Source organism: Acidovorax sp. SUPP1855 (assembly GCF_030158955.1).
Classification (GTDB): domain Bacteria; phylum Pseudomonadota; class Gammaproteobacteria; order Burkholderiales; family Burkholderiaceae_C; genus Paracidovorax.
The window spans coordinates 1-25,695 of the sequence record NZ_BQXI01000011.1 but is presented as its reverse complement, the minus strand read 5'-3'; the positions used below and the strand labels follow the sequence as shown (position 1 = coordinate 25,695).

At 67.1% G+C, this 25,695-nt stretch carries 20 protein-coding genes, 1 tRNA gene and 1 pseudogene; 7 read left to right on the top strand and 15 right to left on the bottom strand.

Going from position 1 to position 25,695, the window contains the following annotated elements:
• Positions 1-10: 10 nt before the first annotated feature.
• Genes prmA through AVMA1855_RS11650 form a run of 3 tightly spaced genes read left to right on the top strand, consistent with a single transcriptional unit; the run spans position 11 to position 3,491 of the window.
• Positions 11-913 carry a 50S ribosomal protein L11 methyltransferase gene (gene prmA / locus AVMA1855_RS11660; protein WP_284425830.1) on the top strand — a complete coding sequence of 301 codons (903 nt, stop codon included), beginning with the start codon at positions 11-13 and terminating at the stop codon, positions 911-913.
• A 58-nt stretch (positions 914-971) separates the two neighbouring features.
• Positions 972-2,561, top strand: a complete 1,590-nt coding sequence (locus AVMA1855_RS11655) for a DUF3426 domain-containing protein (RefSeq protein WP_284425829.1) — start codon at positions 972-974, stop codon at positions 2,559-2,561.
• A gap of 33 nt (positions 2,562-2,594) precedes the next feature.
• Positions 2,595-3,491, top strand: a complete 897-nt coding sequence (locus AVMA1855_RS11650) for a carbohydrate kinase family protein (protein ID WP_284425828.1) — start codon at positions 2,595-2,597, stop codon at positions 3,489-3,491.
• 102 nt (positions 3,492-3,593) lie between these two features.
• Here the strand turns inward: AVMA1855_RS11650 and AVMA1855_RS11645 are convergent, their stop codons facing one another.
• The 8 genes from AVMA1855_RS11645 to AVMA1855_RS11610 all read right to left on the bottom strand — a co-directional run bounded on the left by AVMA1855_RS11645 (position 3,594) and on the right by AVMA1855_RS11610 (position 13,929).
• Positions 3,594-4,202 carry a histone gene (locus AVMA1855_RS11645; RefSeq protein ID WP_284393101.1) on the bottom strand — a complete coding sequence of 203 codons (609 nt, stop codon included), beginning with the start codon at positions 4,200-4,202 and terminating at the stop codon, positions 3,594-3,596.
• Positions 4,203-4,384: 182 nt separating this feature from the next.
• Positions 4,385-5,581, bottom strand: a complete 1,197-nt coding sequence (locus AVMA1855_RS11640) for a ribonucleotide-diphosphate reductase subunit beta (protein ID WP_284408009.1) — start codon at positions 5,579-5,581, stop codon at positions 4,385-4,387.
• Positions 5,582-5,718: 137 nt separating this feature from the next.
• Positions 5,719-8,661, bottom strand: a complete 2,943-nt coding sequence (locus AVMA1855_RS11635) for a ribonucleoside-diphosphate reductase subunit alpha (RefSeq protein WP_284425827.1) — start codon at positions 8,659-8,661, stop codon at positions 5,719-5,721.
• A gap of 386 nt (positions 8,662-9,047) precedes the next feature.
• Positions 9,048-9,689, bottom strand: coding sequence for a 1,6-anhydro-N-acetylmuramyl-L-alanine amidase AmpD (ampD, locus tag AVMA1855_RS11630; protein ID WP_284425826.1), 642 nt, complete (start codon positions 9,687-9,689; stop codon positions 9,048-9,050).
• On the bottom strand, positions 9,673-11,175 hold the full coding sequence (locus tag AVMA1855_RS11625; protein ID WP_284425825.1) for a sigma-54-dependent transcriptional regulator: 1,503 nt from the start codon (positions 11,173-11,175) through the stop codon (positions 9,673-9,675). Before AVMA1855_RS11625 ends, ampD begins: the two co-directional genes overlap by 17 nt.
• An 18-nt stretch (positions 11,176-11,193) precedes the next feature.
• Positions 11,194-12,900 (bottom strand): sensor histidine kinase, encoded by a 1,707-nt coding sequence (locus AVMA1855_RS11620; RefSeq protein WP_284393110.1) that lies wholly within the window; start codon positions 12,898-12,900, stop codon positions 11,194-11,196.
• 13 nt (positions 12,901-12,913) lie between these two features.
• Positions 12,914-13,135, bottom strand: a complete 222-nt coding sequence (locus AVMA1855_RS11615; RefSeq protein ID WP_284425824.1) for a PP0621 family protein — start codon at positions 13,133-13,135, stop codon at positions 12,914-12,916.
• Positions 13,132-13,929 carry a cytochrome C assembly family protein gene (locus AVMA1855_RS11610; protein ID WP_284425823.1) on the bottom strand — a complete coding sequence of 266 codons (798 nt, stop codon included), beginning with the start codon at positions 13,927-13,929 and terminating at the stop codon, positions 13,132-13,134. The genes AVMA1855_RS11615 and AVMA1855_RS11610 overlap by 4 nt, the downstream gene beginning before the upstream one ends.
• 89 nt (positions 13,930-14,018) lie before the next feature.
• On the opposite strand from AVMA1855_RS11610, the gene ffh reads away from it, so the two are divergent.
• The gene (ffh, locus tag AVMA1855_RS11605) at positions 14,019-15,398 is read left to right on the top strand and encodes a signal recognition particle protein (protein WP_272567296.1); all 1,380 of its coding nucleotides are present in this window, start codon (positions 14,019-14,021) and stop codon (positions 15,396-15,398) included.
• 293 nt (positions 15,399-15,691) lie between these two features.
• Here the strand turns inward: ffh and mdoH are convergent, their stop codons facing one another.
• The 6 genes from mdoH to AVMA1855_RS11575 form a co-directional block, all read right to left on the bottom strand.
• Complete coding sequence (gene mdoH, locus AVMA1855_RS11600) at positions 15,692-17,764, bottom strand: glucans biosynthesis glucosyltransferase MdoH (RefSeq protein ID WP_284425822.1); 2,073 nt, start codon at positions 17,762-17,764, stop codon at positions 15,692-15,694.
• Positions 17,765-18,168: 404 nt separating this feature from the next.
• Positions 18,169-19,569, bottom strand: coding sequence for a sigma 54-interacting transcriptional regulator (locus tag AVMA1855_RS11595; RefSeq protein WP_284425821.1), 1,401 nt, complete (start codon positions 19,567-19,569; stop codon positions 18,169-18,171).
• 19 nt (positions 19,570-19,588) lie between these two features.
• On the bottom strand, positions 19,589-20,302 hold the full coding sequence (locus AVMA1855_RS11590; RefSeq protein ID WP_284405307.1) for a hypothetical protein: 714 nt from the start codon (positions 20,300-20,302) through the stop codon (positions 19,589-19,591).
• Positions 20,292-21,752 (bottom strand): sensor histidine kinase, encoded by a 1,461-nt coding sequence (locus AVMA1855_RS11585; protein WP_272569595.1) that lies wholly within the window; start codon positions 21,750-21,752, stop codon positions 20,292-20,294. Before AVMA1855_RS11585 ends, AVMA1855_RS11590 begins: the two co-directional genes overlap by 11 nt.
• Positions 21,753-21,763: 11 nt before the next feature.
• Positions 21,764-23,107, bottom strand: a complete 1,344-nt coding sequence (gene miaB / locus AVMA1855_RS11580; RefSeq protein ID WP_284425820.1) for a tRNA (N6-isopentenyl adenosine(37)-C2)-methylthiotransferase MiaB — start codon at positions 23,105-23,107, stop codon at positions 21,764-21,766.
• Positions 23,108-23,223: 116 nt separating this feature from the next.
• On the bottom strand, positions 23,224-23,646 hold the full coding sequence (locus AVMA1855_RS11575; protein WP_284425819.1) for a hypothetical protein: 423 nt from the start codon (positions 23,644-23,646) through the stop codon (positions 23,224-23,226).
• A gap of 125 nt (positions 23,647-23,771) precedes the next feature.
• Between AVMA1855_RS11575 and AVMA1855_RS11570 the strand changes: the two genes are divergently transcribed.
• The 3 genes and pseudogenes from AVMA1855_RS11570 to AVMA1855_RS11560 all read left to right on the top strand — a co-directional run.
• Positions 23,772-23,848, top strand: a tRNA-Met gene (locus tag AVMA1855_RS11570).
• A gap of 313 nt (positions 23,849-24,161) precedes the next feature.
• A complete protein-coding gene (locus tag AVMA1855_RS11565) occupies positions 24,162-24,611 on the top strand; it encodes a nucleotide pyrophosphohydrolase (protein ID WP_349817104.1) in 450 nt (149 codons plus the stop codon).
• A 164-nt stretch (positions 24,612-24,775) separates the two neighbouring features.
• Positions 24,776-25,555: pseudogene (locus AVMA1855_RS11560) on the top strand (DNA/RNA helicase domain-containing protein); the annotation flags it as partial.
• A 49-nt stretch (positions 25,556-25,604) separates the two neighbouring features.
• Here AVMA1855_RS11560 and AVMA1855_RS26710 read toward each other — a convergent pair.
• Positions 25,605-25,695 (bottom strand): IS3 family transposase (locus AVMA1855_RS26710; protein ID WP_349817121.1); only part of this gene is annotated, 91 nt, incomplete at its 5' end.

Below are 25,695 nucleotides of genomic sequence, written 5' to 3'. Positions count from 1 at the left end.
GAGGTCTCCCATGTTTGAGCTGAGCCTGATGTGCCCCGAAGACCGGGTCGAGTCCCTGAGCGATGCGCTCGATGCGCTGCAGGCGCTGAGCGTGTCGGTCGAGGATGCCGACGCGCAGACCGATGCCGAGCAGGCGCTGTTCGGCGAGCCCGGCATGCCGCCGCCCAAGGACGGCTGGCAGCGCAGCCGCGTGGTGGCGCTGTTCCAGAACGAAGCCGAAGCGCAGGAGGCGCGGGCCCTGCTGGAGGTGCAGGATTTCTTCGAAGGCTGCCGCGTGCTGGGCGTGGCCATCGTGCCCGAGCAGGACTGGGTGCGCCTCACGCAATCGCAGTTCGCGCCGGTGGACATCACGCCGGATTTCTGGATCGTGCCCACCTGGCACGAGCTGCCGGCCCAGGCCACGCGCAGCATCCGGCTCGATCCCGGACTGGCATTCGGCACCGGCACGCACCCCACCACGCGCATGTGCCTGCGGTGGATCGCGGCGAACGGCGCGCCGCACGGCGCCAGCGGCAACCCGCTGGGCCGCGTGCTCGACTATGGCTGCGGCTCCGGCATCCTGGCCATCGGCGCCGCCAAGTTCGGTGCGACGGATGTCGATGCCGTGGACATCGATCCGGCGGCCGTGGAGTCCACGCGGCTGAACGCCGAGGCCAACGGCGTGGCGCTGAAGGCCGGCCTGCCCGACCAGGCCAGCGGCACCTACCAGACGGTGCTGGCCAACATCCTCGCCACGCCCCTCAAGGTGCTGGCGCCGCTGCTGTGCGCGCATGTGGCGGCGGGCGGCCATCTGGTGCTGGCCGGCATCCTGGAGCGCCAGGCCGACGAGCTGAAAGAGGCCTATGCGCCGTGGCTGCCCCTGGAGGTGGCCGACACGCAGGAGGGCTGGATCCTGATGGTGGCCGCGCGTTGATGGGCAGGGCCGTGCCGCCCTCCGGGCGGGCATGGCGCCCACCTACAATCCCGAGCCGATGAGCCAGATCACACGCTGCCCCGCCTGCGGCACGACCTTCAAGGTCGTTGCGGACCAGTTGCGCATCTCCGATGGGTGGGTGCGGTGCGGGCAGTGCAAGGAGGTCTTCGATGCGGCGGCCCATCTGGTGCGCTCGGCGTCGCAGGACCTGCTGCCGGAGATGGCCATTCCCGACGCTCCGCGCGCGACCGTGCGGCCGCCGGCGCCTGCCGAACGGGCCTGGGGGGCCGGCGCGGCGAGCGTGCCGCAACCCTCTCCAACAGCGCCCGCGCCCGGCGTGCCACGCGGGCCCACCGCCTCTGCGGCCCCGGCACCGCCACATTCTTCGTCCCCTCCAACGCCAGCGCCGACCGCACCGCTGCCGATGGGCGACCCCGCCCTGCCCGCGCCGCTGGAGGTGCCGGAGCCGCCGCTGGTGCCGAGCTACCTCACCGCGCGGCCGCTGGCGTCGCCGGGCGTGGAGCCGCCCTCCGACTGGAGCCTGGAGCCTGCGTCTCCGCTGGTTTGGCGAACCCGCTCGAACGCGACGGATTCCACTGCCGCGCCGGCCAAGCCCGCTCTACCTCCACTGCCATCGGGATGGCCCTTGCCGGGATCGGTGCCCGCGGCTGAACGGCCCATCGGTGCGGTGCCCGCTGCCTCGACACCCCCGCAGGACGAAGCGGCGGTGGCAGGGCGCGCGCACAGCGCACCGCCGCCCGAGCCAGCGGGCTATGAACTGCCCTTCGCCGAGTTGCGCGATTCCGAATGGCCCGACGATCTGGACGACGGGCCGCTGCAATCCGCCGCCGATGTGCCGGATGGCCATGGGCGGCAGGCTTCGACCGACGATGCCATCGCCAAGGCGGTGGCCATGGACATGGCCCTGGAAGCCATCGATGCCGACACCGATCCGGTGGCCATCGCCACGCAGGCCGGTGGTGGGCTGGAGGGCGTGGTTGCATTGCCGGCAGAAGCGGCCATCGCCTCCGCGGCCCTGGCCGGTGCGCAGCCTTCCGTTCACCGCCTGCCGCTGCACTCGCCGGCGAAAGACGATGACGAAGACGACGATGCGGTGCATGCCACGGCCGCCGATGAGCCGGGCTTCATGCGCGCCGCGCGCCGCAAGGCCTTCTGGGGCAAGCCGGCGGTGCGGGCCGGCCTGGCCGTGCTGCTGATGGCCCTGGCCGCAGGCCTTGGCCTGCAGATGGCAGTGCAGGAACGCGACCGGCTGGCATCGCAGTACCCCGGTGCGCGGCCCATCCTCCAGGCGCTGTGCATGCCGCTGCAATGCGCCATCGCCGCCCCGCGCCGCATCACCGAAGTGGTGATCGACAGCTCGTCTTTTAACAAGGGACGGGGCGACTCGTACCAGCTGGCCTTGTCCATCAAGAGCCGTGCCGGCTTTGCCGTGGCCATGCCGTCGGTGGAACTCACGCTGACCGACACGCAGGACCGGCCGGTGCTGCGCCGCGTGCTGCAGCCCCAGGACCTGGGGGCTCCCGCGGAGATCGCGCCCGGCGGCGAATGGAGCGGCACCTTGCCCATGGTGGTGGCCACGGGCGGCGCGCGCGTCTCCGGCTACCGTGTTCTGGCTTTCTATCCCTGATCTTCGGATCTTTTCTTCTTCACCGGATTTGTTATGGCTGCCTTGATTTGCGGTTCCCTGGCGTTCGACACCATCATGACTTTCGAGGGCCGCTTCGCCGAGCAGATACTGCCGGACCAGTTGCACATCCTGAACGTCTCGTTCCTCGTGCCTTCCCTGCGCCGGGACTTCGGCGGCTGCGCCGGCAACATCGCCTACAGCCTGAAGCTGCTGGGCGGCGATCCGGTGCCCATGGCCATGCTGGGCAGCGACGGCGCAGGCTATCAGGAGCGCCTGCGCAGCCTGGCCATCGAAACGCGCCACGTGGGGCAGGTGGATGACCTCTACACGGCCCAGGCGATGATCATGACCGACCGCGACAACAACCAGATCACGGCCTTCCACCCCGGTGCCATGATGCAGGCCCACCGCTCGCGCATCGTGGCCGAGCCCGACGTGCGCCTGGCCATCATCGCGCCCGATGGCCGCGACGCCATGCTGCAGCACGCCGCGCAACTGGTCGAGGCGGGCATTCCGTTCGTGTTCGATCCGGGCCAGGGCCTGCCCATGTTCAATGGCCAGGAACTGGCGCAGTTCATCGATCAGGCCACGTGGATCACCGTGAACGACTACGAAGGCCGCATGCTGTGCGAGCGCACGGGCTGGAGCCTGCAGGACATCTCCCGCAAGGTGCGGGGTCTCGTCGTCACGTTGGGCGCCGAGGGCTGCGATGTGTGGGAGAACGGCGAGCGCACCAACGTGCCGGTCGCGGCGCCGGCCGAGGTGGTGGACCCCACCGGCTGCGGTGATGCCTGGCGGGGCGCGCTGCTCTTCGGGCTGGAGCGGGACTGGCCCCTGGTGCGCTGCGCCGCGCTGGGCAACCGCATGGGCGCGCTCAAGATCGCGCAGCGCGGGCCGCAGAACTACGTGCTTGACTTCCACCCCGAGTAAGCCGAGGGACACAGGCCTGCCGCCGCACGATGCGTGTGCAGCAGGCATAAAAAAACCCGGTGCAGGGCACCGGGTTGGCGGGACTTCCCGTGGACGTGGGCGTTACGGCTTGCCACCCGTGGGGAAGGGCCAGGCGGCCTGGGGGTTCAGCGTGGTCTGGGCTGCAGGCGCGGGCGCAGGGGCCTTGGCGGCTTTCTTGGGCGCGGCGGCCTTCTTGGCGGCCGGTGCTGCGGCAGGCTTCTTGGCAGCAGGTGCGGCCGAGGTCTTCTTCGCCGACGTCACTGCCTTCTTGGTCGCGGTCGCTGGCTTGGCGCTGGCCTTCTTGGCCGCCGGTGCAGCCGCCTTCTTGGCCGGTGCAGCCGACTTCTTCACGGCCGTTGCCTTCTTCGCTGGCGCTGCGGCTTTCTTGGCCGGAGCAGCGGCCTTCTTGGCCGGCGCTGCTGCCTTCTTCGCAGCCGTCACCTTCTTGGCTGGGGCCGCGGCCTTCTTGGCGGGCGCTGCCTTCTTCGCTGGAGCGGCGGCCTTCTTGGCCGGTGCTGCTGCCTTCTTCGCAGCCGTCACCTTCTTGGCGGGAGCGGCGGCCTTCTTGGCGGGCGCTGCCTTCTTCGCCGGAGCGGCGGCCTTCTTCGCTACCACAGCCTTCTTGGCGGGGGCGGCGGCTTTCTTCGCGGGTGCTGCCTTCTTGGCGGCGGTCTTTTTCGCAGTTGCCATCATTTTCTCCTTGGGTCAATTTGCAAAGAGCACTCCACGCCTGCATTGGACATGGAGCGATCCATGGCGATGGGACGAGTCCCATCGCCATGAACACGGGAACGCCCCGCACGGCAGGGCTTTGCAGCGCTGCCGGTGAGGGACGTGGAATGAAAATGCATGGCCTGGAATGTGTCGGGAGGTCAATCCCAGGACAGTGCACCGCCGGACTGGTACTCGATGACGCGGGTCTCGAAGAAGTTGCGCTCCTTCTTGAGGTCGATCATCTCGCTCATCCAGGGGAAGGGGTTTTCTTCGTTGGGGAACAGCGCCTCCAGGCCGATCTGCGTGGCGCGGCGGTTGGCGATGTAGCGCAGGTAGCCCTTGAACATGGAGGCGTTCATGCCCAGCACGCCGCGTGGCATGGTGTCTTCGGCGTATTGGTACTCGAGCTCGACGGCCTTCATGAACAGGCCGTTGATCTCTTCCTTGAACTCCGCGGTCCACAGGTGCGGGTTCTCCAGCTTGAGCTGGTTGATCAGGTCGATGCCGAAGTTGCAGTGCATCGATTCGTCGCGCAGGATGTACTGGTACTGCTCGGCGGCACCGGTCATCTTGTTCTGGCGGCCGAGCGCGAGGATCTGCGTGAAGCCGACGTAGAAGAACAGGCCTTCCATCAGGCAGGCGAACACGATCAGCGACTTGAGCAGCGTCTGGTCGGTCTCGGGCGTGCCGGTCTTGAAGTTGGGGTCCATGATCGCCTCAATGAAGGGGATCAGGAACTCGTCCTTGTTGCGGATGGAGGCGACTTCGTTGTACGCGTTGAAGATCTCGCTCTCGTCGAGGCCGAGCGATTCGACGATGTACTGGTAGGCGTGCGTGTGGATCGCTTCCTCGAAGGCCTGGCGCAGCAGGAACTGGCGGCATTCGGGCGCGGTGATGTGGCGGTACGTGCCCAGCACGATGTTGTTGGCGGCCAGCGAATCGGCGGTCACGAAGAAGCCGAGGTTGCGCTTGATGATGCGGCGCTCGTCTTCGGTCAGGCCGTTCGGGTCTTTCCACAACGCGATGTCGCGCGTCATGTTCACCTCTTGCGGCATCCAGTGGTTGGCGCAGGTGGCGAGGTATTTTTCCCAGGCCCACTTGTACTTGAAGGGCACCAGCTGATTGACGTCGGTCTGGCCGTTGATGATGCGCTTGTCGGCGGCATTCACGCGGCGGTGCACGGTGTCGACGGGCGGGGCAGAGGGGGTGGGCGTGCTGCCGGTGGGCAGGCTTTCGGCGGGTGCCGCAGCGGCTTGCGAAAGCGCGGACGGCGACTCCGCCGGGCGGTTGTTTTGCAGACCGCCGTCCAAGAGTTTCTGCGATGAGGGCTTGACTTCTTCGTCCCAGGTCAGCATAGGTTTTCCAATGGTCGGATTATGAAAGCAGCGCTGCAAAATTAAAAGCGCTGGAGCGTGATGCAGCCATGTTTTTGTTGCTTCACTGCACATGCGCGGCACCCTGATCGATCAGGGTGCCGCGCATGGCGTGCGCATCACTGGCAGGCTTCGCAGGTCGGGTCGTCGATCGCGCAGAACTTCACGTCGGTCGCGGGCAATGCCGCGGCCTGTGCCTGTGCTGCGGCCGCAGCGGCTTCGAGCGCGCTGGGCTTGGATGCGGCCTGTGCGCCGCCGCCGTCGGTGCCCGACGACACGGCGTTGAGCTGGCGCGTGTTCACGGTGCTCATCTCGACGTGCGTGGCGCTTTGCGTGCGCAGGTAATACGTGGTCTTGAGGCCGCGCACCCAGGCGAGCTTGTAGGTGTCGTCGAGCTTCTTGCCCGATGCGCCCGCCATGTAGATGTTCAGGCTCTGCGCCTGGTCGATCCATTTCTGGCGGCGCGATGCGGCCTCGACGAGCCACGACGGCTCGACCTCGAAGGCCGTGGAGTACAGCGCCTTGACGTCCTGCGGCACGCGGTCGATGGAGTGCAGCGAACCCTTGAAGTGCTTGAGGTCCATGACCATCACGTCGTCCCACAGGCCCAGGCGCTTGAGGTCGCGCACCAGGTAGCCGTTGATGACGGTGAACTCGCCCGACAGGTTCGACTTGACCGAGAGGTTGCCGAATGAGGGCTCGATGGACGCATCGACACCGACGATGTTGGAGATGGTGGCGGTGGGCGCGATGGCCACGCAGTTGGAGTTGCGCATGCCGTCCTGCGCGATCTTCTTGCGCAGCGCATCCCAGTCCAGCGAGGACGAGCGGTCCACTTCCACGAAGCCGCCGCGGGCCTTCTCCAGCAGCTCGAGCGTGTCGAACGGCAGGATGCCGCGGTCCCACAGCGAGCCCTTGTAGCTTTCGTAGTGGCCGCGTTCCTTGGCCAGCTCGGTCGAAGCCCAGTAGGCGTAGTAGCAGATGGCTTCCATGGATCGATCGGCGAACTCGACCGCGGCCTGCGATGCGTAGGGAATGCGCAGTTCGTACAGGCTGTCCTGGAAGGCCATGATGCCCAGGCCCACGGGGCGGTGGCGCATGTTGGAGGCGCGGGCCTTTTCGACGGCGTAGTAGTTGATGTCGATCACGTTGTCGAGCATGCGCATGGCCGTGGAGATGGTCTTGCGCAGCTTGACGTGGTCGAGCTCGCGGCCGTTCGGGCCGTCCTTCAGATGGCGCAGCAGGTTGACCGAGCCGAGGTTGCAGACCGCGGTCTCGGTGTCGCTGGTGTTCAGCGTGATCTCGGTGCACAGGTTGGACGAGTGCACCACGCCTGCGTGCTGCTGGGGCGAGCGCACGTTGCAGGCATCCTTGAACGTGATCCAGGGGTGGCCGGTCTCGAACAGCATGGTGAGGATCTTGCGCCACAGGTCGGTCGCCTGCAGCGTGCGCGAGGGCTTGATCTCGCCGCGCGCGGCCTTTTCTTCATAGGCCACGTAGGCCTTTTCGAAGTCGGCGCCGAACAGGTCGTGCAGGTCTGGCACGTTGGAGGGCGAGAACAGGGTCCAGGTGCCCTTCTCCATCACGCGGCGCATGAACAGGTCGGGAATCCAGTTGGCCGTGTTCATGTCGTGCGTGCGGCGGCGGTCGTCGCCGGTGTTCTTGCGCAGTTCCAGGAACTCCTCGATGTCCAGATGCCAGGTTTCGAGGTACGTGCAGACGGCGCCCTTGCGCTTGCCGCCCTGGTTCACGGCCACGGCGGTGTCGTTCACCACCTTGAGGAACGGCACCACGCCTTGCGATTCGCCGTTGGTGCCCTTGATGTGCGAGCCCAGTGCGCGCACGCGGGTCCAGTCGTTGCCCAGGCCGCCGGCGAACTTGGACAGCAGTGCGTTTTCCTTGATCGACTCGTAGATGCCGTCCAGGTCGTCGGGCACGGTGGTCAGGTAGCACGACGACAGCTGCGAGCGCAGCGTGCCGCTGTTGAACAGCGTGGGGGTGCTGGACATTAAGTCGAACGATGAGAGCACCTCGTAGAACTCGATGGCGCGCGCTTCGCGGTTGTCTTCCTTGAGCGCCAGGCCCATGGCCACGCGCATGAAGAACGCCTGGGGCAGTTCGATGCGGCTCTTGCGCACGTGCAGGAAGTAGCGGTCGTACAGCGTCTGCAGGCCCAGGTAGTCGAACTGCTGGTCGCGCTCGAACTTCAGTGCGGCGCCGAGCTTTTGCAGGTCGTACTCGAGCAGGCGGGGGTCCAGCAAGTCGTTGTCCACGCCCTTCTGGATGAACACGGGGAAGTAGTTCGCGTAGGCGGCGCCCATTTCGCCGGGCGCCACGTCGCGGCCCAGCACCTCGCGCACGATGGTGTGCAGCAGCAGGCGGGCGGTGGCGTAGGTGTAGTCGGGGTCTTTCTCGATCAGGGTGCGGGCGGCCAGGATGGAGGCCTTGTACACCTCGTCCATGGGCACGCCGTCGTACAGGTTGCGCATGGTTTCGGCCACGATGGGCGCGGCCTGGATGTCGGCGCCCAGGTTGGAGCAGGCGGCCTGGATGAGGCTCAGCATGCGCGCTTCATCGAGGGGCACGCGCTGGCCATGGTCGATCACGTGCAGGGTGGGCACGGCGGGGGTGCGCTGCTCCTGCTGGTGGGCGCGCTCCTGCGAGCGGCGCTCACGGTACAGCACATAGGCGCGCGCGACCTCGTGGTGGCCGCCGCGCATCAGGCCCAGCTCGACCTGGTCCTGGACGTCCTCGATGTGGAACGTGCCGCCGCCCGGGCGCGAGCGCATGAGGGCTCGCACCACGTTCTGGGTCAGCGTGTCCACGACTTCGCGCACGCTGGCCGATGCGGCACCCTGGGTGCCGTGCACGGCGAGAAACGCCTTCATCAGGGCCACTGCGATCTTCTGCGGTTCGAACGGCACCACCGCGCCGTTGCGGCGAATGATCTGGTAGTGCGTCAGCAGGTCGCTGCCGGGCTGCGCCGCCGGCGATTCGTCTGCGGCAGTGGGGGCCTGCCCCGTTGCATTGGTGGTGGATGAAGGGTTTAGCGCAGCTTGCATGAACGGTCCTTTGGGAGCTGTCGGAAAAGGCGGATCTGGCGGGCCGTAAGGCGGCGCCAAAGCGGAGAACGGGGTGGGGTTGGGTGCTGGCCCACACGCTATATCTAGGGTGTGCAATGGTAGCAAGACACTACCGGTAGTGTACAGCGCCCTCTGCTCCGGATTCTGGAAACATGCTGTTTCCGCGGCCTGGAAGCCGTGACCGAGGCATGGCGCAAAGGCCGTGTGGATGCGGTTGGGGGACGGGAAAACGTGGTCTGGCGCAGGACGCCGGGCGTTTTGACTTCAGGAGCCGCGTGGGCGCTGTCTTCCATGGCGGGAGGGCAGCGGGCCCAGAGTGTCGCGGTTTGGCGTCCCGCGTGCAGAGGGTTGGGGAAAACCCTCAATTATGGCGGTGGTCGGGTTGACTTCCGTGGAAACACGGCGGGTGGCCACGGCAGGTCCGCTCGAAGCCGCTGCCAGTCGAAGCCCGGCCCCGGATCCTGCTTTCTGCCAGGGGCCACGTCTTCGTGGCCTGCCACGTGGGCGATGGGGTAGCGAAGCGGCAGGTCGGCGCAAAGCCGCGCCAGGGTGGCGTATTGGGCGGGCTTGAAGGTCTGGCCCTCCAGCCCCTCCAGTTCGATGCCGATCGAGTCGTCGTTGCAGTTGGCGCGGCCCCGATAGCTCGACGGCCCGGCATGCCAGGCCCGCAGATCGCAGTCCACGAACTGCCAGAGCCGGCCGTCGCGCTCGATGAAAAAGTGGGCCGACACCTGCAGCCCGCGGATGCCGGCGTAGTAGGGGTGCGCATCCCAGTCGAGGGTGTTGGTGAAAAGCCGGTGCACCTGCCCGCCGCCGTATTCGCCGGGGGGCAGGCTGATCGAATGCACGACGATGAGATCGATGACCGCCTGGGCCGGGCGCGGGCCGAAGTTGGGCGAGGGCTCGCGCGTGGCGCCCCGGTACCAGCCGCCGTCCCACACCGGTCTGTCCCCCGCCTCCGGGCAGGGCACCGGGCCGGGGTGCGGTGCCTCATTCGCTGTCGTCATTCGCGTCGCTGTCGTTGGGCGCGGCGATGTCCAGGCGGGCGATGCGGTAGCGGATCTGCCGCAGGCTGATGCCCAGCCGCGCCGCGGTGGCGGTGCGATTGAAGCCGGTATCCCGCAGGGCCCGCACCAGAATCTCGCGCTCTTGCTGGTCCAGCCAGGCCTGCAGGTCGCTCGGCAAGGGCACGGAAGCGGCAGGGTTGGCGCTGCGCGGTGTGCCGCTGCCGGGCGGCTCACCCCCGGGGACGGACGATGCGCCCGCATCGGCGCGCGCGGCATCGGTGGCCGAGGCGTGCGGGGGCTCCACGTGCAGCTCTTCTCCATCGCTCAGGGCGACGGCGCGGTGCAGCAGGTTTTCCAGCTCGCGCACGTTGCCGGTCAGCGGGTGCATGGCGATGCGGTCGAGCGCGTTCTGCGTGAGGGGCGGTACCGGCGCGCCCGATTCCTGCGCGATGCGTGCCAGCAGCGTGGCGCACAGGGCGGGCAGGTCTTCGCGGCGTTCCCGCAGCGGCGGGATGACCACTTCGATCACGTTGAGGCGGTAATACAGATCCTGGCGGAACCGGCCGGACTGCACATCGGCCGACAGGTCGCGGTGGGTGGCGCTGACGATGCGCACGTCCACGGTCTCTTCTCCCGTGGAGCCCAGCGCCCGCACGCTGCGTTCCTGGATGGCACGCAGCAGCTTGGACTGCATCGCCAGCGGCAGGTCGCCGATCTCGTCCAGGAACAGCGTGCCGCCGCGCGCCGCCTGGAAGTAGCCGTCGCGGTCCTGCGTGGCGCCGGTGTAGGAGCCCTTGCGCGCACCGAAGAACTCGGCTTCGAGCAGGTTTTCCGGAATGGCGCCGCAGTTGACGGCGACCAGCGGTCCGTCCGCGCGCTGGCTGCTGGCATGCAGCGCGCGCGCCACCAACTCCTTGCCGGTGCCGGATTCGCCGCGGATGAGCACGGGCGCCATGCTGCGCGCCACCTTGGCGATGCGCTGCTTGACGTTGCGCATGGCCTCGGACTCACCCACCAGCCGCTCCAGCGACAGCGTGGTGCCGCCGGCCACGGCCTCTTGCGGGGCGCGCGGTGCGGTGCCGGGGCGGGCCGAGCGGGGCGGCGGCACGCCGCCCGTGCCCTGGACCGCCGATGCGACGACCGAGCGGAACTGCTTGAGGTCCACCGGCTTGGTGAGGTAGTCGAAGGCGCCCGAGCGCAGGGCCTCCACCGCGTTCTCGGCCGAGCCATAGGCCGTCATGACCACGCAGCGCTCGCGCCGCTGCTGGTCGCGCAACTCGTGCAGCAGTTCCATGCCGAAGCCGTCCGGCAGGCGCATGTCGGTGATCACGGCGTCGAACTTGCGGGCCTGCAGCTGCTGGCGGGCCTCCTGCAGGTTGCCTGCCGTCTCGACCCGGTAGCCCTCACGCAGCAGCGTCAGCTCGTACAGGGTGCGCAGGTCGGGTTCGTCATCGACGACGAGGATCGTGGCGGCGTTGGCGTTCATGGACAGGTGCGTGCGGGGTCAGACGACGATTGTGTCAAACAGCGTGGTGTTCGGGTCCTGCGGCCGGGCGTTCTTGCGGAACACGACCGTGAACGCGTTGCCGCCGACCGCACCGCGCGGCAGGTTGCGGGTGAGGCGCTGGTAGCCGATCGACGCGCCGTGCCGCTGGCACAGCTCGCGGCAGATATAGAGGCCCAGCCCGCTGGAGCGGCTTTCCGAGGAAAAGAAGGGCTCGAACAGGTGGCGCTCCACGGTCTTGTCCAGCGGCGCGCCGTCGCTCCACACCTGCAGCGCCACGGAGCCGGCCGCGCTGACATAGGTGGCCACGTAGAGCGAGTCGGGCTCGCCGCCCATGTAGCGCAGCGCGTTGTCGAGCAGGTTGACGAGTACGCGGCGCAGGTGTTCGGCATCGAACTCCACGGGTGCGCGGCCCGCCTCCAGCGCGAGCTGGGCCCGGCGCTTTCCCGGGTCCTGCGCCTGCCAGTCGCCCCAGACCTGCGCGACCGCATCGCACAGCACGACGGTGGAGGCGGGGGCGTGGCTGATCTGGTGCTGCACCCGGGCGATGTCCAGCACCTCCTCCGCGATGCGGGCCAGCCGCTCGGCGTTCTGCTGCACCATGTGGGCCAGGCGCTTCTGGCCGGGCTCGTGCAGTTCTTCTTCCAGCAGGGCATTGGCCTGCATGATGGCCGCGAGCGGGTTGCGGATCTCATGGGCCACGGCGGCCGACATGCGGCCCATCGAGGCGAGCTTTTCGGTGCGCAGGCGCGCCTCCATCTCGCGCAGGTCGTGCAGGAACATCACGCACAGGTGCTCGCCCCCGGTCTCGCGCGCGATCTCCTGCGACGACGTGAGCCAGGCCCGAACGTGCAGCGCCAGCGGGCTTTGCCCCGGGTGCAGCACGTCCACGTCGGCGCTTTGCGGCTGGCCTTTCTGGAAGGTCTGGCGCGCCATGGCCAGCAGCGGCTTCCAGGGCGAGGAATGGGCCATGGAGAACGGCAGGGCGTGGCGGGCGTTGGTGCCCAGCAGCCGCAGCGCCGCGGGGTTGGCGATGCGCACGGTGTCGCGCTGGTCCAGCACCAGCACGCCGTCCGACAGGTTGTGGATGACCAGGGCGCTCACCTGTTCCTGCACCTTGGCCGCCATCTGGCTGGCCTGCGCCAGCTGCTGCTCCCGGTTCAGGCGCGAGGCGAGCTGGTGCACCAGGTAGGCGACGATGAAGTAGCCCGTGCCGGTGAGGGCCGTCTGGAAATAGCGCTGCGTGGCGTCGGAGCCGCCGCTGCTGCCCAGCCACCAGGCCCATGCCAGCAGCAGCAGCGTGACCGCCGCGGTCGTGCCCAGGGCCAGGGTCAGCGTGCCCAGCACGCCGGCCATCAGGATGGGCAGCCCGAACAGGGGCGTGAAGTTCATGGAGCCAACGTGCAGGATCTGCAGCGTGCTGATCAAGGCCAGGTCCACGCCGATCGAGCACATCCACTGCAGCCACGAATGGGGCCCGGGCGGCGCATTGCCGGCCAGCACCAGCAGCAGCACGGTGGCCACCAAGTAGCCGGCGCAGATGCCCAGGAGCAGGGGTTCGTAGGACTGGTTCAGCGCCACGCCCAAGCCCTGCAGCAGCAGCAGGGCGGCGGCCACCATGATGCGGCCCGACAGGAAGCTGCCCCACAGCCGGGCGAAGGGGGCGTCGGCGGACAGCAGGGCGCTGGCGCGTTTCAGGGCCGGCACGGGCGGAGGCCTTTCACGCCGGCCCTTGGCGCTGGTGCTCGGGAGTGCAGTAGCTCGCGCCGCCGTCGGTCAGCGCCTCGGAGCGGGGGATGTGCACGCCGCACCGGGCGCAGGACACCATGGCCTGCGGCAAGGCGGGGCGCGCCGCGGCAGGCGGTGGCATCTCCCGGCGCCGCTGGTTGCGCCACACCCCGAACGCGATGACCAGCACCGCCAGCAGGACGAGGTACTTCATGCGGCGCGTCCCAGGACCACTTCGAGCACGAAGCGCGAGCCCACGTAGGCCAGCAGCAGCAGGCCGGCGCCGGCATACAGCACGCGCACGGCGCTGCGCCCGCGCCAGCCGAAACGCGCGCGCCCGATCAGCAGCACCGCGAACGTGATCCACGACAGGACCGAGAACACCGTCTTGTGCTCCCACTTCCAGGCCCGGCCGTACAGCGTTTCGCCGAACAGCCAGCCGGCCACCAGCGTGGCGGTGAGGAGCACGAAGCCGGCCATCACGAAGCGGAACGTGAGGCGCTCCAGGGTGAGCAGGGGAATGCCGCTGTGCGGGTCCGCGGCCTGGCGGATCTTGCGCTCCGCGCGGGTCATGAGCCAGGCGTGGACCACGGCGGCGGCGAACAACCCGTAGGACGCGATGCCCAGCGCCAGGTGCAGCGGCAGCCAGGCGGATGCGTTCACGTGCAGGGGCTGGCCTGGAAACAGCAGCGCGAGCACCACCGCCACGGAGCCCAGGGCGCCCAGCAGCCAGCGGGCCTGGAGTTCGGGAAACATCTGGCGTTCGACGGCATACACGGTGAGGACCAGCCATGCCGTCATGGAGAGGGCGGGCGCGAAACCGAAGTGCGGCGTGCCTCCGAGCAGGCTGTAGGCCAGCACCGCCGCGTGCAGGCCCCAGGCGACCCAGAGCGCGGTGCGGCCCGTTTTGCCGCCGAACCGCGCGGCGGCCACGGCGGGGGCGGCGTAAGCCATCGCCGCGGACAAGGCCAGCAGCCAGCTGACGGGAGACGCACTGGGTAAAATCATGGACTCACAGTTTAGCCCTTCGCCCGCCCCCGGCGGACCTGCCTGCGGCACCAGCCGCCCAGGCACAGGGGCACTTCCGGAACACTCCTATGGCCTCCGCCCTTACCGAAAAACTCACGCGACTCGTCAAGGAGATGCGCGGCCAGGCCCGCATCACCGAATCCAACGTCCAGGACATGCTGCGCGAAGTGCGCATGGCGCTGCTGGAGGCCGACGTGGCCCTGCCGGTGGTGCGCGACTTCATCGCTCGCGTGAAGGAAAAGGCCCTGGGCCAGGAGGTGCTGGGCTCCCTCAAGCCGGGGCAGACGCTGGTGTCCATCGTGAACCGCGAGCTGGCCGCCACCATGGGCGAGGGCATCGCCGACATCAATCTGGCGGCCCAGCCGCCCGCGGTGATCCTCATGGCCGGCCTGCAGGGCGCGGGCAAGACCACCACCACCGCCAAGCTGGCCAAGCACCTGATCGAAAAGCGCAAGAAGAAGGTGCTCACCGTGTCGGGCGACGTGTACCGGCCCGCCGCCATCGAGCAGCTCAAGACGGTGACGGCGCAGGCCGGCGCCGAGTGGTTCCCGAGCACGGCCGACCAAAAGCCCCTGGACATCGCCCGCGCGGCCATCGACTACGCCAAGCGGCATTACTTCGACGTGCTGCTGGTGGACACGGCCGGGCGCCTGGCCATCGACGAAGCCTTGATGAACGAAATCAAGGAACTGCACGCTGCGCTGAACCCGGTCGAGACGCTGTTCGTCGTCGATGCCATGCAGGGGCAGGACGCCATCAACACCGCCCGCGCCTTCAAGGAGGCGCTGCCGCTCACCGGTATCGTGCTGACCAAGCTGGACGGCGACTCGCGCGGCGGCGCGGCGCTGTCGGTGCGCCAGGTGACCGGTGCGCCCATCAAGTTCGCCGGGGTGTCCGAGAAGATCGACGGCCTGGAAGTGTTCGATGCCGAGCGCCATGCCGGCCGCATCCTGGGCATGGGCGACATCGTCGCGCTGGTCGAGCAGGTGAGCGCGGGCGTGGATATGGAGGCGGCGCAGAAGCTCGCGGCCAAGGTCAAGAGCGGCGACGGCTTCGACCTGAACGACTTCCTGTCGCAGTTGCAGCAGATGAAGCAGATGGGCGGCCTGTCCAGCCTCATGGACAAGCTGCCGGCCCAGTTCTCCGCCAAGGCCGGCCAGGTGGACATGGACAAGGCCGAGAAGGACATCCGCCGCAAGGAAGGCATCATCCAGAGCATGACGCCCCTGGAGCGCCGCAAGCCCGAACTGATCAAGGCCACGCGCAAGAAGCGCATCGCCGCCGGCTCCGGTGTGCACGTGCAGGAGGTGAACCGCCTGCTGAACGAGTTCGATCAGATGCAGGGCATGATGAAGAAGATGAAGGGCGGCGGCCTCATGAAGATGATGAAGCGCATGGGTGGCATGAAGGGCCTGGGCGGCGGCGGGATGCCGAAGCTGCCGTTCTGACCCGAGCCCAGACGCCCGCCGTGCCGGTCGGATCGTAGGCACCGGCGGTGGTGTTTTGCTATAAAAAATATAGCGATATGCCCTAGTGAATCATGCGCTGGAACCCGAAAAGACTTTGATCTGTCGGCGCGTGCGCTTGGTGGATGGAGCCCGATCTCCTAGCTTGGCCGATCGCCACGCGCTCGCACCGGCCCGGTCACCATTCACCTTCCCATAGAAAAAGCCGACCCGAGGGTCGGCTTTTTCCATTGAAGCGCCGCGGTGGGTGGCGCGCGTTGGCAGGTTGCTGCCGTTCAGGCCGCCTTCAGCACCGGGGCTGCGGAACGCAGGGGGCGGTTCTTCAGCTGGGTGGCATGCATCCATGCGCGGCGCAGGACAGGCGGCGACCATGCCTCTTCGGGGATCAGCAGCAGGCGCTGGGCCCGCACGGCACGGCCCAGGGCGATCTGGCTGGAAACCACCACCAGCGGGATGGACAGGGCCAGCGGCAGGCCGACGGGCATGAGCCAGATCAGCGCGCTCGGATCGATCAGCGCCACGCCCAGGCCCAGCAGGGCGATCACGCCGGTCATCGGGGCCAGTTGGCGCACCGCATCGCTCCAGGGCACGGCGTTGGCTTCGCGGGGAGGCGACTTCCATTCCAGCTTCAGGCCGGTGAGGGCGATGATCACGAACAGCGAATGGGCCAGCATGCGGATCGGGGCCTGCAGGATGGCCAGCACGCTTTCCAGGCCTGCGCTCTTCAGCAGGCTGGCGGTACCGCCGTACTGCTTTTGCTCACCCTTCATCAGGATGGCCGTCACACCCAGGGCACGGGGCAGGAACAGCATGCACAGCGTCCAGGCCCACAGCGCCATCAGTTCGCTGGGGAGGATGTTCCAGTCGGACACCAGGCGGGCACCGGCCAGCCACAGGGCCGTGCCGAAGGTGATGAAGGCCAGCCACAGGGGCGCCGACAGGTAGGCCATGGCGCCGGTGACGAACATGGCGCGGTGCACGGGGTGGATGCCGGGCTCGGCCATCAGGCGGGCGTTCTGCAGGTTGCCCTGGCACCAGCGGCGGTCACGCTGCAGCTCGGACAGCAGGTCCGGCGGTTGTTGCTCGTAGCTGCCGACCAGGTCGGACACCAGCCACACGTGGTAGCCGGCACGACGCATCAGGGCCGCTTCCACGAAGTCGTGCGACATGATGCCGCCGCTCATGCCGCCGGTGCCCTTGATCGGGGCCAGCGCGCAGTGTTCCATGAAGGGCTGCACGCGGATGATCGCGTTGTGGCCCCAGTAGTGGGACTCGCCCAGTTGCCAGAACTGCATGCCCAGCGTGAACAGGCGGCCCGTCACGCGGGAGGCGAACTGCTGTGCACGGGCGTGCAGGGTGACGTGGCCGATGGCCTGGGTGGCGGTCTGGATGATGCCGGCGCGGGGATGCGCTTCCATCAGCTTGGCCATGGAGACGATGCAATCGCCGCTCATCACGCTGTCGGCGTCGAGCACGACCATGTAGCGGTAGTCCTTGCCCCAGCGGCGGCAGAAGTCGGCCACGTTGCCGGCCTTGCGGTGGCTGCGGCGGGTGCGCAGGCGGTAGTACACCTCGACCTGCGGCTGGTTGCCGTTGGCGGCCAGGGCGGCGCGCAGGTCTTCCCACGCGGCGCGCTCGGCGGCGGCGATTTGGGGGTCGTAGCTGTCGGACAGCACGAACACGTCAAAAGTCTTGGCATGCCCCGTGGCGGCCACGGATTCGCAGGTGGCGCGCAGGCCGGCGAACACGGTGGAGACGTCCTCGTTGCAGATCGGCATGATGATCGCCGTGCGTGCATCGGCGTTCAACGGGTTGTTGCGCACGCTGGCGGCGGACAGCGCGTGCGCGTCGCCCCGCAGCATGACCCAGAAGCCCATCACGCCGGTCAGGAAGCCGGTGACGACCCAGGTGGAGAGCAGGGCGAACAGGGCGAGTTGGCCGTATTCGAGCCAGGCGCTGTCGTAGCTGGGCTGCACGCCTGCGAACAGCGTGGTGGCGAGCGCGCTGCTGGCCACGGTCAGCAGCATGAACACCAGGCGGCGCTGCTGGGCGGCCTGTTGCCAGGTTTCGGTGATTTCGGAGCCTTCCGCGGGGCGGTTGCGCTGGCCGTTCAGGCGCATGAGCAAGGCGGTGCCGATGCTGTTCCAGAAGCCGCGCCATGGCAGGGGCGCCATGGAGCCGCGGTGCACCGGCGGTGCGGTGAGCGAGTTGGGGTGGCGTTCCTCGCGCAGCGTGCTGCGGTCAGAGGCCACCGGCCGGGGGTACGTGGCGCCGCGCCGCGCCACCACGGCGGGGGCGTGCGCAACAGCGCCGACACGTCCTGCACGGGAAGATTGATGTGGGTCCATGGTTCCCTCACTGCGAAGTTGGGTTGTCGTTGGGGAAGAAGCGGCCGTCCGGCTTTCGGCGACAAACGCGCCGAAGGCCGAGGACGGGGCCGGACGCGCAGAGGTTTCGCCCCGGGCCGCCTGTGCCGGTGGCTGTCCTGCAGCCACTGCTGCTGCAGGTGTCCGGTTCGCATCAGCGCGGTGCGCTGGGCGGGCGGTGGAGGAGGAAATTTCTTGCGTCATGCCGGTCTATAGGGCAAACCCTGTGCCAGCTTCTAAAAGTCTTTTTAAATCAAAGACTTGCGACGTTTTTGGCCTGTAAGTGGTTGTGCGGCGCAGCAAAACCACCTCAAAACGGCAGAATCTGTCGGGATTCAGCGACCCATCCCTGGGTCGGAAACCACATTTCCTTTTAAATCAACGACTTAGTCCTGTCGCTCATCGGCGACATCGTCCGTCGCTCCCGCGTCGGCCTTGAAATTGCCGGGGGTCAGCGCGTGCTTTTGCAGCAGCCGGTAGAACTCGGTGCGGTTGCGCTGTGCCAGGCGGGCGGCGTCGGCCACGTTGCCGTCCGTCATCTTGAGCAGGTCCACCAGATACTCCCGTTCGAACCGCTGGCGGGCCTCTGCGAAGCTGAGCACCTGGGCCGAGGGCGTGCGCAGGGCGCGCTGTACGAGGCCCAGCGACACCAGGGGCGTGGTGGACAGGGCGCAGACCTGTTCCACCACGTTGAAGAGCTGTCGCACGTTGCCGGGCCAGGCGGCCGTGGTCAGCGCCTTCAAGGCCTCCGGCGAGAAGCCGGACAGGCGCTTGTCGTACTTGCGGGCCAGGTTGTCCAGGAAGTGATTGGCCAGCAGCGCGATGTCCTCGCGCCGGTCGCCCAGCGTGGGCAGGGTCAGCGTGACCACGTTCAGGCGGTAGTAGAGGTCTTCCCGGAACTGGGCGGCGGCCATGGCCGTCTCCAGATCCCGGTGGGTGGCCGAGATGATGCGCACGTTCACCGGCGTCGCCTGGCTCGCGCCCACCGGGCGCACGGCACGCTCCTGCAGCACGCGCAGCAGCTTGACCTGCAGGGCAGGCGGCATATCCCCGATTTCGTCGAGCAGCAGCGTGCCGCCATCCGCCGCCTGGAACAGGCCCTTGTGGTTGGTCACCGCATCGGTGAACGCGCCCTTCATGTGGCCGAACAGTTCGGATTCGAGCAGCGCCTCGGGAATGGCGCCGCAGTTGACCGCCACGAAGGGCCGGTTGGCGCGCGGACTGGCGCGGTGGATGGCGCGTGCCAGCAGTTCCTTGCCGGTTCCGCTGTCGCCCAGCAGCAGCACGCTGGCATCGGACTGCGCCACCATGTGGGCCTCGGCCAGCAGGTCCGCCATGCGGTTGGAGCGGCTGATGATCTCGGCGCGCCAGGCGTCGTCGGCGCGGGTGGCCTGCGCCGTGGGCGTACTGAACGCCAGGGCCTGGGCGATCTTGTCCAGCAGGTCCTTGGCGTCGTAGGGCTTGGTGAGGTAGGTGAAGACGCCGCGTGCCGTGGCCTCCACTGCGTCGGGGATCGTGCCGTGCGCGGTCAGCAGGATGACCGGCAGCGAGGGGTGGCGCGAGCGCACCTCGTCGAACAGCGCCAGGCCGTCGCGCCCCGGCAGCCGGACGTCGCTCAGCACGAGCTGGGGACGGTCGATGTCCAGCTGCGCGAGCGCGGCCTCGGCGGAGGTCACCGCCGTGACCTCGTATCCCGCGCCCTGCAGGCGCAGGGACAGCAGCCGCAACATGTCGGCGTCGTCGTCCACCACAAGGATGCGTTGGCGGTGTCCGGAGGAAGCTTTCATGGTGGCGATCGGTTGGCGGTCAGCGTTGGGGTTCTGCGGCGGGAGGGGGTTGCGCGCCCTTGGCGGGGTCGTTGACGCCGCCGGGCCGCGCGTTCAGGCTGCGCTCGATGGCGCGCATGGCCTCCAGCCGGTCGTTCAACTGGTCGATCCGCCGCTGAGCATCGCGCAGTTGCTGGTTCTGCCGGTCCAGCTGGTCTTCCAGCCGGCGCTGCTGCAGCAGCCGGCCTTCCAGCAGGCGGGCCAGGGGATGCAGGGCCGGCGCGGGCGCCGTGGTGTCGGCCATCACGCGCTGCACCAGCCCGAGGGCCCGGGCCGTGTCGGGCGGCTGGCGCGTGTGCATGAGCACGATGGCCAGCTGCAGCGGCTTTTCGGGCGACTGCTGCTGTGCGTTGGACAGCTGCGTGATCTCGGCGGCAAGCTCCGCCGTGCCCATGCTGCGCACCTTGTCCGCGTACTGCAGCATCTGCCGCGGAACGGAAGGGCGCTGGCTGCCGTTGTTGTCCTTGCTGGCGGGTTCGGACACCGGGGCGGGGGGCTCGTCGGGCTCTTCCTTCGGCGGCGGGGCGGTGGGCGCGGGCACTTCCACGGGCGGAGGTGGCGGTGGTGCCGCCGGCGGTGGATTGGCGCAGCCCGTGCTCAGCAGGGCCACCGCCAGCAGCAGGCCGGCCGGCCCGGCGCTGCGCGCACCGAAGACCGCTCGCGGAACGGAGTGCGACGGGAAATCAGGAGACATGGGGCAATTCAATGCGGAAGGGGGTGCGTTCGCCGTCTTCCACAAGGGTGACGTGACCGCCGTGGGCGCTCACGTATTCCTGGACGATGGACAGGCCGATGCCCGTGCCGCGTGCGGCGTCCTCGGGTTGGCGCACACCCCGGTAAAACGGTTCGAAGATGCGGGAGCGGTCATTCTCATGCACTCCGGGGCCGTCATCCGCGAAATCGATGCGAATCCGGTCAGGAAAACGTGACAAGGTGATCCGAATCGTTCCGCCGCGCGGCGAAAACCGGATGGCGTTCGACAGCAGGTTGCTGACCGCCGGGGCGATCTTTTCCGCGTCGATCTGCAGCGCCACCGGCGCGCCTTCCACCACCACGTCGAGCTTCTTGGCCTGCCAGTGCAGGCGCTGGGCCTCCACCTGGCTTTCGATGAGCGCGAGCAGGTCGGTCTCCGCGCGGCGCAACTGGCGCGCCTCGAACGCCGCCGCGTTGAAGCGCAGCAGCGCCTCGATCTCGCCCTGCAGCACCAGGGTGTTCTGGTGCAGGATGTCCACCACCTCGCGCTGGCCTTCGGTCAACTCGCCCGTCACGCCGTCCTGCAGCAGCGCCACGCCTTCGCGCATCGAGGCCAGCGGCGTCTTGAGTTCATGTGAGACGTGCCGCAGGAAGCGAGCCTTGTCGGCATCCAGCTCCAGCAGCCGCATGCGGAGCCATTCCAGCTGCTGGCCCACGCGGCGGATGTCCACCGGGCCGGACAGGTCCACCGCCTGCGACAGGTCGTTTTCGCCCAGCAGGCGGATGGCGTGCTCCATGCGCTTGAACGGCCGGGCCAGCCAGATGCCGAAGGCCAGCGCCAGGGCGAGCGCCAGCACGATCACGCCCACCACCTGGTGCGTCACCTCGCGCCGGCTGGCCTCGATCTTCTCCAGCAGCTCGGTGCTGCGCTGCGCGTTCATGTCCTGCACGGTCTGGGCGATGGTGCCGTTGAGCGCGTCCAGTTCGAGGAACAGCGCTGCCACCACCCGCTCGTTTTCCAGCGACAGCGCCGCGGGGCCGTCCAGCAGCGACGTGACCTCGCCCAGGTGCTTGCGCCACTGGTTGGCCAGGTCCGGCGGCAGGCCCTTGGCCTCCAGCCGCTGCAGGATGTCGCGGGCCTCGCGCGAGACCTCGTCGAACCGCCGCCGCAGCGACTTGTCGGCCAGCACCAGGGACTGGCGCGCCGCGCGCTCCAGTGTCTGGCTGCGCCCGTTCAGGCTCTGCGCCGAAGCGTTGAGCTGGATCGCCTCGGCCGCGCCGTTGCGGCTCTGGCCCATCAGCTGCTCCAGCGTGAAGATCGCCCGCAGTGAACTGGCGCCCAGCAGCCCGGCGATCAGCAGGAAAGCCAGCAGCAGCATCTGCTGGAACGACAGGCCGCCCAAGGCCGCGACCCCTTGCTGCCGGCGCAGGAAGCGCATTGCGAATGCCACGCCCATGCGGCTCAGTGCGCCAGCGCCGGCTCGCGCACCACGACCTCGCCGCGCAGGGTGTAGGCCTTGGCCTCGGTGATGGCCACGTCCACCATCTGCCCGACCAGGCGGGGCTGGCCGACGAAGTTGACGACGCGGTTGCATTCGGTGCGGCCCATCAGCTCGGTGGCGTCGCGCTTGGAGGCGCCTTCGATCAGGATGCGCTGCACCGTGCCCACGCGGCTTTCGCTGATCGACTTGATGTTGCCGTTGATCACGGCCTGCAGTTCCTGCAGGCGGTGCAGCTTCACCTCGTGCGGCGTGTCGTCGTGCAGGCTGGCGGCCGGCGTGCCCGGGCGCGGGCTGAAGATGAAGCTGAAGCTGTTGTCGAAGTGCACGTCGTCGATGAGCTTCATCATCTTGCGGAAGTCCTCTTCCGTCTCGCCTGGGAATCCCACGATGAAGTCGCTGCTCATGGACAGGTCCGGCCGGATCGCGCGCAGCTTGCGCACGGTGCTCTTGTATTCCATGGCGGTATAGCCCCGCTTCATGGCCATGAGGATACGGTCGGCGCCGTGCTGGACCGGCAGGTGCAGGTGGCTGGCCAGCTTGGGGATGCGCGCATAGGCCTCGATCAGGCGCGGCGTGAATTCGTTGGGGTGGCTGGTGGTGTAGCGGATGCGCTCGATGCCCGGAATGTCGGCCACGTATTCCAGCAGCAGCGCGAAGTCGGCGATTTCCGCCGTGTCGCCCATCTTGCCCAGGTAGGCGTTCACGTTCTGGCCCAGCAGCGTGATCTCTTTCACGCCCTGGTCGGCGAGCCCCGCGACCTCGACCAGCACGTCGTCGAACGGTCGGCTCACCTCTTCGCCGCGGGTGTAGGGCACCACGCAGTAGCTGCAGTATTTGCTGCAGCCTTCCATGATGGAGACGAAGGCGCTGGCGCCTTCCACGCGCGCGGGAGGCAGGTGGTCGAATTTCTCGATCTCGGGAAAGCTGATGTCCACCTGCGGGCGGCACTGCACCTCGCGCTGGGTCAGAAGCTCGGGCAGGCGGTGCAGCGTCTGCGGGCCGAACACCACGTCCACGTACGGGGCGCGCTTGATGATCTCGGCGCCTTCCTGGCTGGCCACGCAGCCGCCCACGCCGATCTTCACGCCCCGCTCTTTCAGGTGCTTGATGCGCCCGAGGTCGCTGAAGACCTTCTCCTGCGCCTTCTCGCGCACCGAGCAGGTATTGAAGAGGATCAGGTCCGCCTCGTCCACGTTCTGCGTGGGCTCGTAGCCCTGGGCGGCATGCAGCACATCGGCCATCTTGTCCGAGTCGTACTCGTTCATCTGGCAGCCGAAGGTTTTGATGAAGACTTTTTTGCTCATGGGGAATCTCTGGTGTCGGTAGCGCTGCCCGCGGCCAATGGCGGGCGGGGCCGGTCGTGCGGCTGAAAAGGGATGGCGCACCCAGCGGCCGCAGCGCTGGCGGCGTCAGGGCCTGTCTATCGCTTGGGAATCTCGGATTCGAAGATGAAATTGCGGTCCGTCGCCGTCGCACCCTTGCGCGGCTGGGCCGCTTCGTCCTTGCTGAGGATCCAGGCGGTCAGCAGCATGCCGGTGCTGGCCTCGACGACATAGTTCACCGTGAACTTCTGCCCAATCACCGTATGGGCCATGACCAGCGTGTTCTGTGGGCTGAGCAGTCGCATGCCGGGGGCCATGCGGATGGCCTTGCCATCCAGCTGCGCATCGACGGTGCTGTTGATGGCCAGCGTACCGCGCAGGGCATTTTCGGGAAAGGTGCGCACGCCGCCCAGAGGGGCGACCACCTGGGCCGCGGCGGGCAGGACCGCGCCGCAGAGCAGGGCGCTGGCCAGCAAGGGCGCGAAGAGAAAGGAAAACGGGACAGTGGGGCAGCGGTTCATGGTTTACATCCAGGGGCTGGGGGCGCGATTTTACGTGCAGGCCCGGGACGACCGCCGGCCGTGTTGGAGGGGGCGACAAGAAAAGTGTTGAACGCCAAAAAAGTCGCGCTATAATTGAGGGCTTAGGCGCTTTAGCTCAGTCGGTTAGAGCGATGGAATCATAATCCACAGGTCCGCGGTTCGAATCCGTGAAGCGCCACCAAACCCAAAAAGCCTTTCAAGTCATAGATTTGAAAGGCTTTTTATTTTTCGGGTGTGTCAAAAGAGAGTGCCGTTCCTGGGTTTGACCATACCGCGCTGTATCGCAAACGCGAGTCAGGAACGCTCTACTTGTGGGTGCTTTTTACGTCCGATTACAGCAAGTGCGGCTGGGTGACACGCGCTAGTGCAGTATGGGTGCAATGCTCGGCGAGCAAGTGAAGAATTTAAGGTAATTGATAGTCAGCCTGTCAGTTCTTCGGCGGGCCACCGAGATGTACATGGGGCTGTTTGGGCTCGATCTAGGCGACGCCTAAGTGGACGCGCGTTTGCAGTTACATAGCATTCAGAGCGGGTTTATCCTCGCCACGAGCACACTCGATACGCGCCTCTACCAGACCATGACCAGCAGACGTATGCCAGATTCGTTAACTGAACTCGCCCAACAACTCGACCAATTTGCTATGGAGCGAGATTGGAAGCAGTTCCATTCGCCAAAGAATCTCGCGTCCGCCCTTGTCGTGGAGGCGGGTGAGTTGCTCGAACACTTCCAGTGGATAACTGAGGCTCAAAGTCGTGAGCTGACACCTGCAAAGCTTGACGCCGTTGGCGCCGAACTGTCTGATGTTCTTTTGTACCTGATTCAACTTTCGACTGCGCTGGGAATCGATCCCATTGCAGCGGCACAGGCCAAATTGCAACTCAACGCGTTGAAGTACCCGATTGATCGTGCCCATGGCACGAGCAAAAAATACAACGAACTCTAGTTGCGGCTAACGCGGTGATCATCTATCAGGCAAACAAAGCCCAGTTTCTTCATCACGCGTTGCGCGATGACATTGAAGACGTTGTTGCGCGCCACTTTCGCAGTTCGACAGGCCGCGGGGTTGGTCGCTCGGAGATCAAGTCTTGGAAGCACTCGTTGCTCGAGATGGCGAAGGTACTTCAAGATGAAGAAATTCCGGCTGAGGTTGGCGTCGCTATCGAGTATCAGCTCCCACAGACATCCAAGCGCATAGACTTCGTGATCACGGGGGAAGACGCCGCTGCGCGCTCGAAGGTAATCATCGTGGAACTCAAGCAATGGTCAGAATCTCGCCGCAGCGAGAAAGACGGCATCGTGTGGGCTCATCGAGGAGGGCGTTCCGGCCAAGTCGAAGGGCCACACCCTTCCTACCAAGCTTGGTCCTATGCAGCCCTGCTTGAAGATTTCAACGCTGCGGTGCAGGACGGAACCATGTCGGTGCAGCCATGTGCCTACCTGCATAACCATCTTCGCGACGGTGAAATCGATCACCCGCACTATCGCGATCATCTGGCGCGTGCTCCATTGTTCCTCGCGCGCGAACGCGCGAAACTGCAGGCCTTCATCCGCGAGCATGTGCGTTATGGCGATCGCAAGGGCGCGTTGTATGCCCTTGAGAACGGTCGTATCCGACCGTCGAAGATGTTGATCGATAGTGTGGCCGGTCTGCTGGAGGGCAAGGCTGAATTCGTGCTGATCGATGACCAGAAAGTCGTCCATGAGACCATCCTGCAGATTGATGCACGCGCCGCCGAGCGCAAGCAGGTTGTGATCGTTCACGGCGGTCCGGGCACTGGCAAGTCGGTGATTGCGATCAATCTGCTCGGTGCCTTTATCAAGCGCCAGCGCAATGCGCGCTACGTTTCAAAAAACGCCGCGCCTCGTGCAGTTTATGAGGCCAAGTTAGCTGGCACATTCACAAAGTGGGCTTCCCCCGGTTTCCCGGACGGTTTGCCTAGCCCATTAAGCGCTGCCGCTCTTCGAATTGAACCGGGCTGAGGTAGTCCAATTTGGAGTGTTTTCTGAACGGGTTGTAGAACCGCTCG

Excerpts from the sequence above, each read along its gene's own strand:
- mdoH (WP_284425822.1), bottom strand. The coding sequence starts at position 17,764 with ATGGACCCACATCAATCTTCCCGTGCAGGACGTGTCGGCGCTGTTGCG.
- ffh (WP_272567296.1), top strand. The coding sequence starts at position 14,019 with ATGGCCTCCGCCCTTACCGAAAAACTCACGCGACTCGTCAAGGAGATG.
- AVMA1855_RS11610 (WP_284425823.1), bottom strand. The coding sequence starts at position 13,929 with ATGATTTTACCCAGTGCGTCTCCCGTCAGCTGGCTGCTGGCCTTGTCC.
- AVMA1855_RS11625 (WP_284425825.1), bottom strand. The coding sequence starts at position 11,175 with ATGAACGCCAACGCCGCCACGATCCTCGTCGTCGATGACGAACCCGAC.
- AVMA1855_RS11595 (WP_284425821.1), bottom strand. The coding sequence starts at position 19,569 with ATGAAAGCTTCCTCCGGACACCGCCAACGCATCCTTGTGGTGGACGAC.
- ampD (WP_284425826.1), bottom strand. The coding sequence starts at position 9,689 with ATGACGACAGCGAATGAGGCACCGCACCCCGGCCCGGTGCCCTGCCCG.
- AVMA1855_RS11575 (WP_284425819.1), bottom strand. The coding sequence starts at position 23,646 with ATGAACCGCTGCCCCACTGTCCCGTTTTCCTTTCTCTTCGCGCCCTTG.
- AVMA1855_RS11640 (WP_284408009.1), bottom strand. The coding sequence starts at position 5,581 with ATGCTGACCTGGGACGAAGAAGTCAAGCCCTCATCGCAGAAACTCTTG.
- AVMA1855_RS11655 (WP_284425829.1), top strand. The coding sequence starts at position 972 with ATGAGCCAGATCACACGCTGCCCCGCCTGCGGCACGACCTTCAAGGTC.
- AVMA1855_RS11590 (WP_284405307.1), bottom strand. The coding sequence starts at position 20,302 with ATGTCTCCTGATTTCCCGTCGCACTCCGTTCCGCGAGCGGTCTTCGGT.
- AVMA1855_RS11650 (WP_284425828.1), top strand. The coding sequence starts at position 2,595 with ATGGCTGCCTTGATTTGCGGTTCCCTGGCGTTCGACACCATCATGACT.
- AVMA1855_RS11645 (WP_284393101.1), bottom strand. The coding sequence starts at position 4,202 with ATGGCAACTGCGAAAAAGACCGCCGCCAAGAAGGCAGCACCCGCGAAG.
- prmA (WP_284425830.1), top strand. The coding sequence starts at position 11 with ATGTTTGAGCTGAGCCTGATGTGCCCCGAAGACCGGGTCGAGTCCCTG.
- AVMA1855_RS11615 (WP_284425824.1), bottom strand. The coding sequence starts at position 13,135 with ATGAAGTACCTCGTCCTGCTGGCGGTGCTGGTCATCGCGTTCGGGGTG.
- AVMA1855_RS11635 (WP_284425827.1), bottom strand. The coding sequence starts at position 8,661 with ATGCAAGCTGCGCTAAACCCTTCATCCACCACCAATGCAACGGGGCAG.
- miaB (WP_284425820.1), bottom strand. The coding sequence starts at position 23,107 with ATGAGCAAAAAAGTCTTCATCAAAACCTTCGGCTGCCAGATGAACGAG.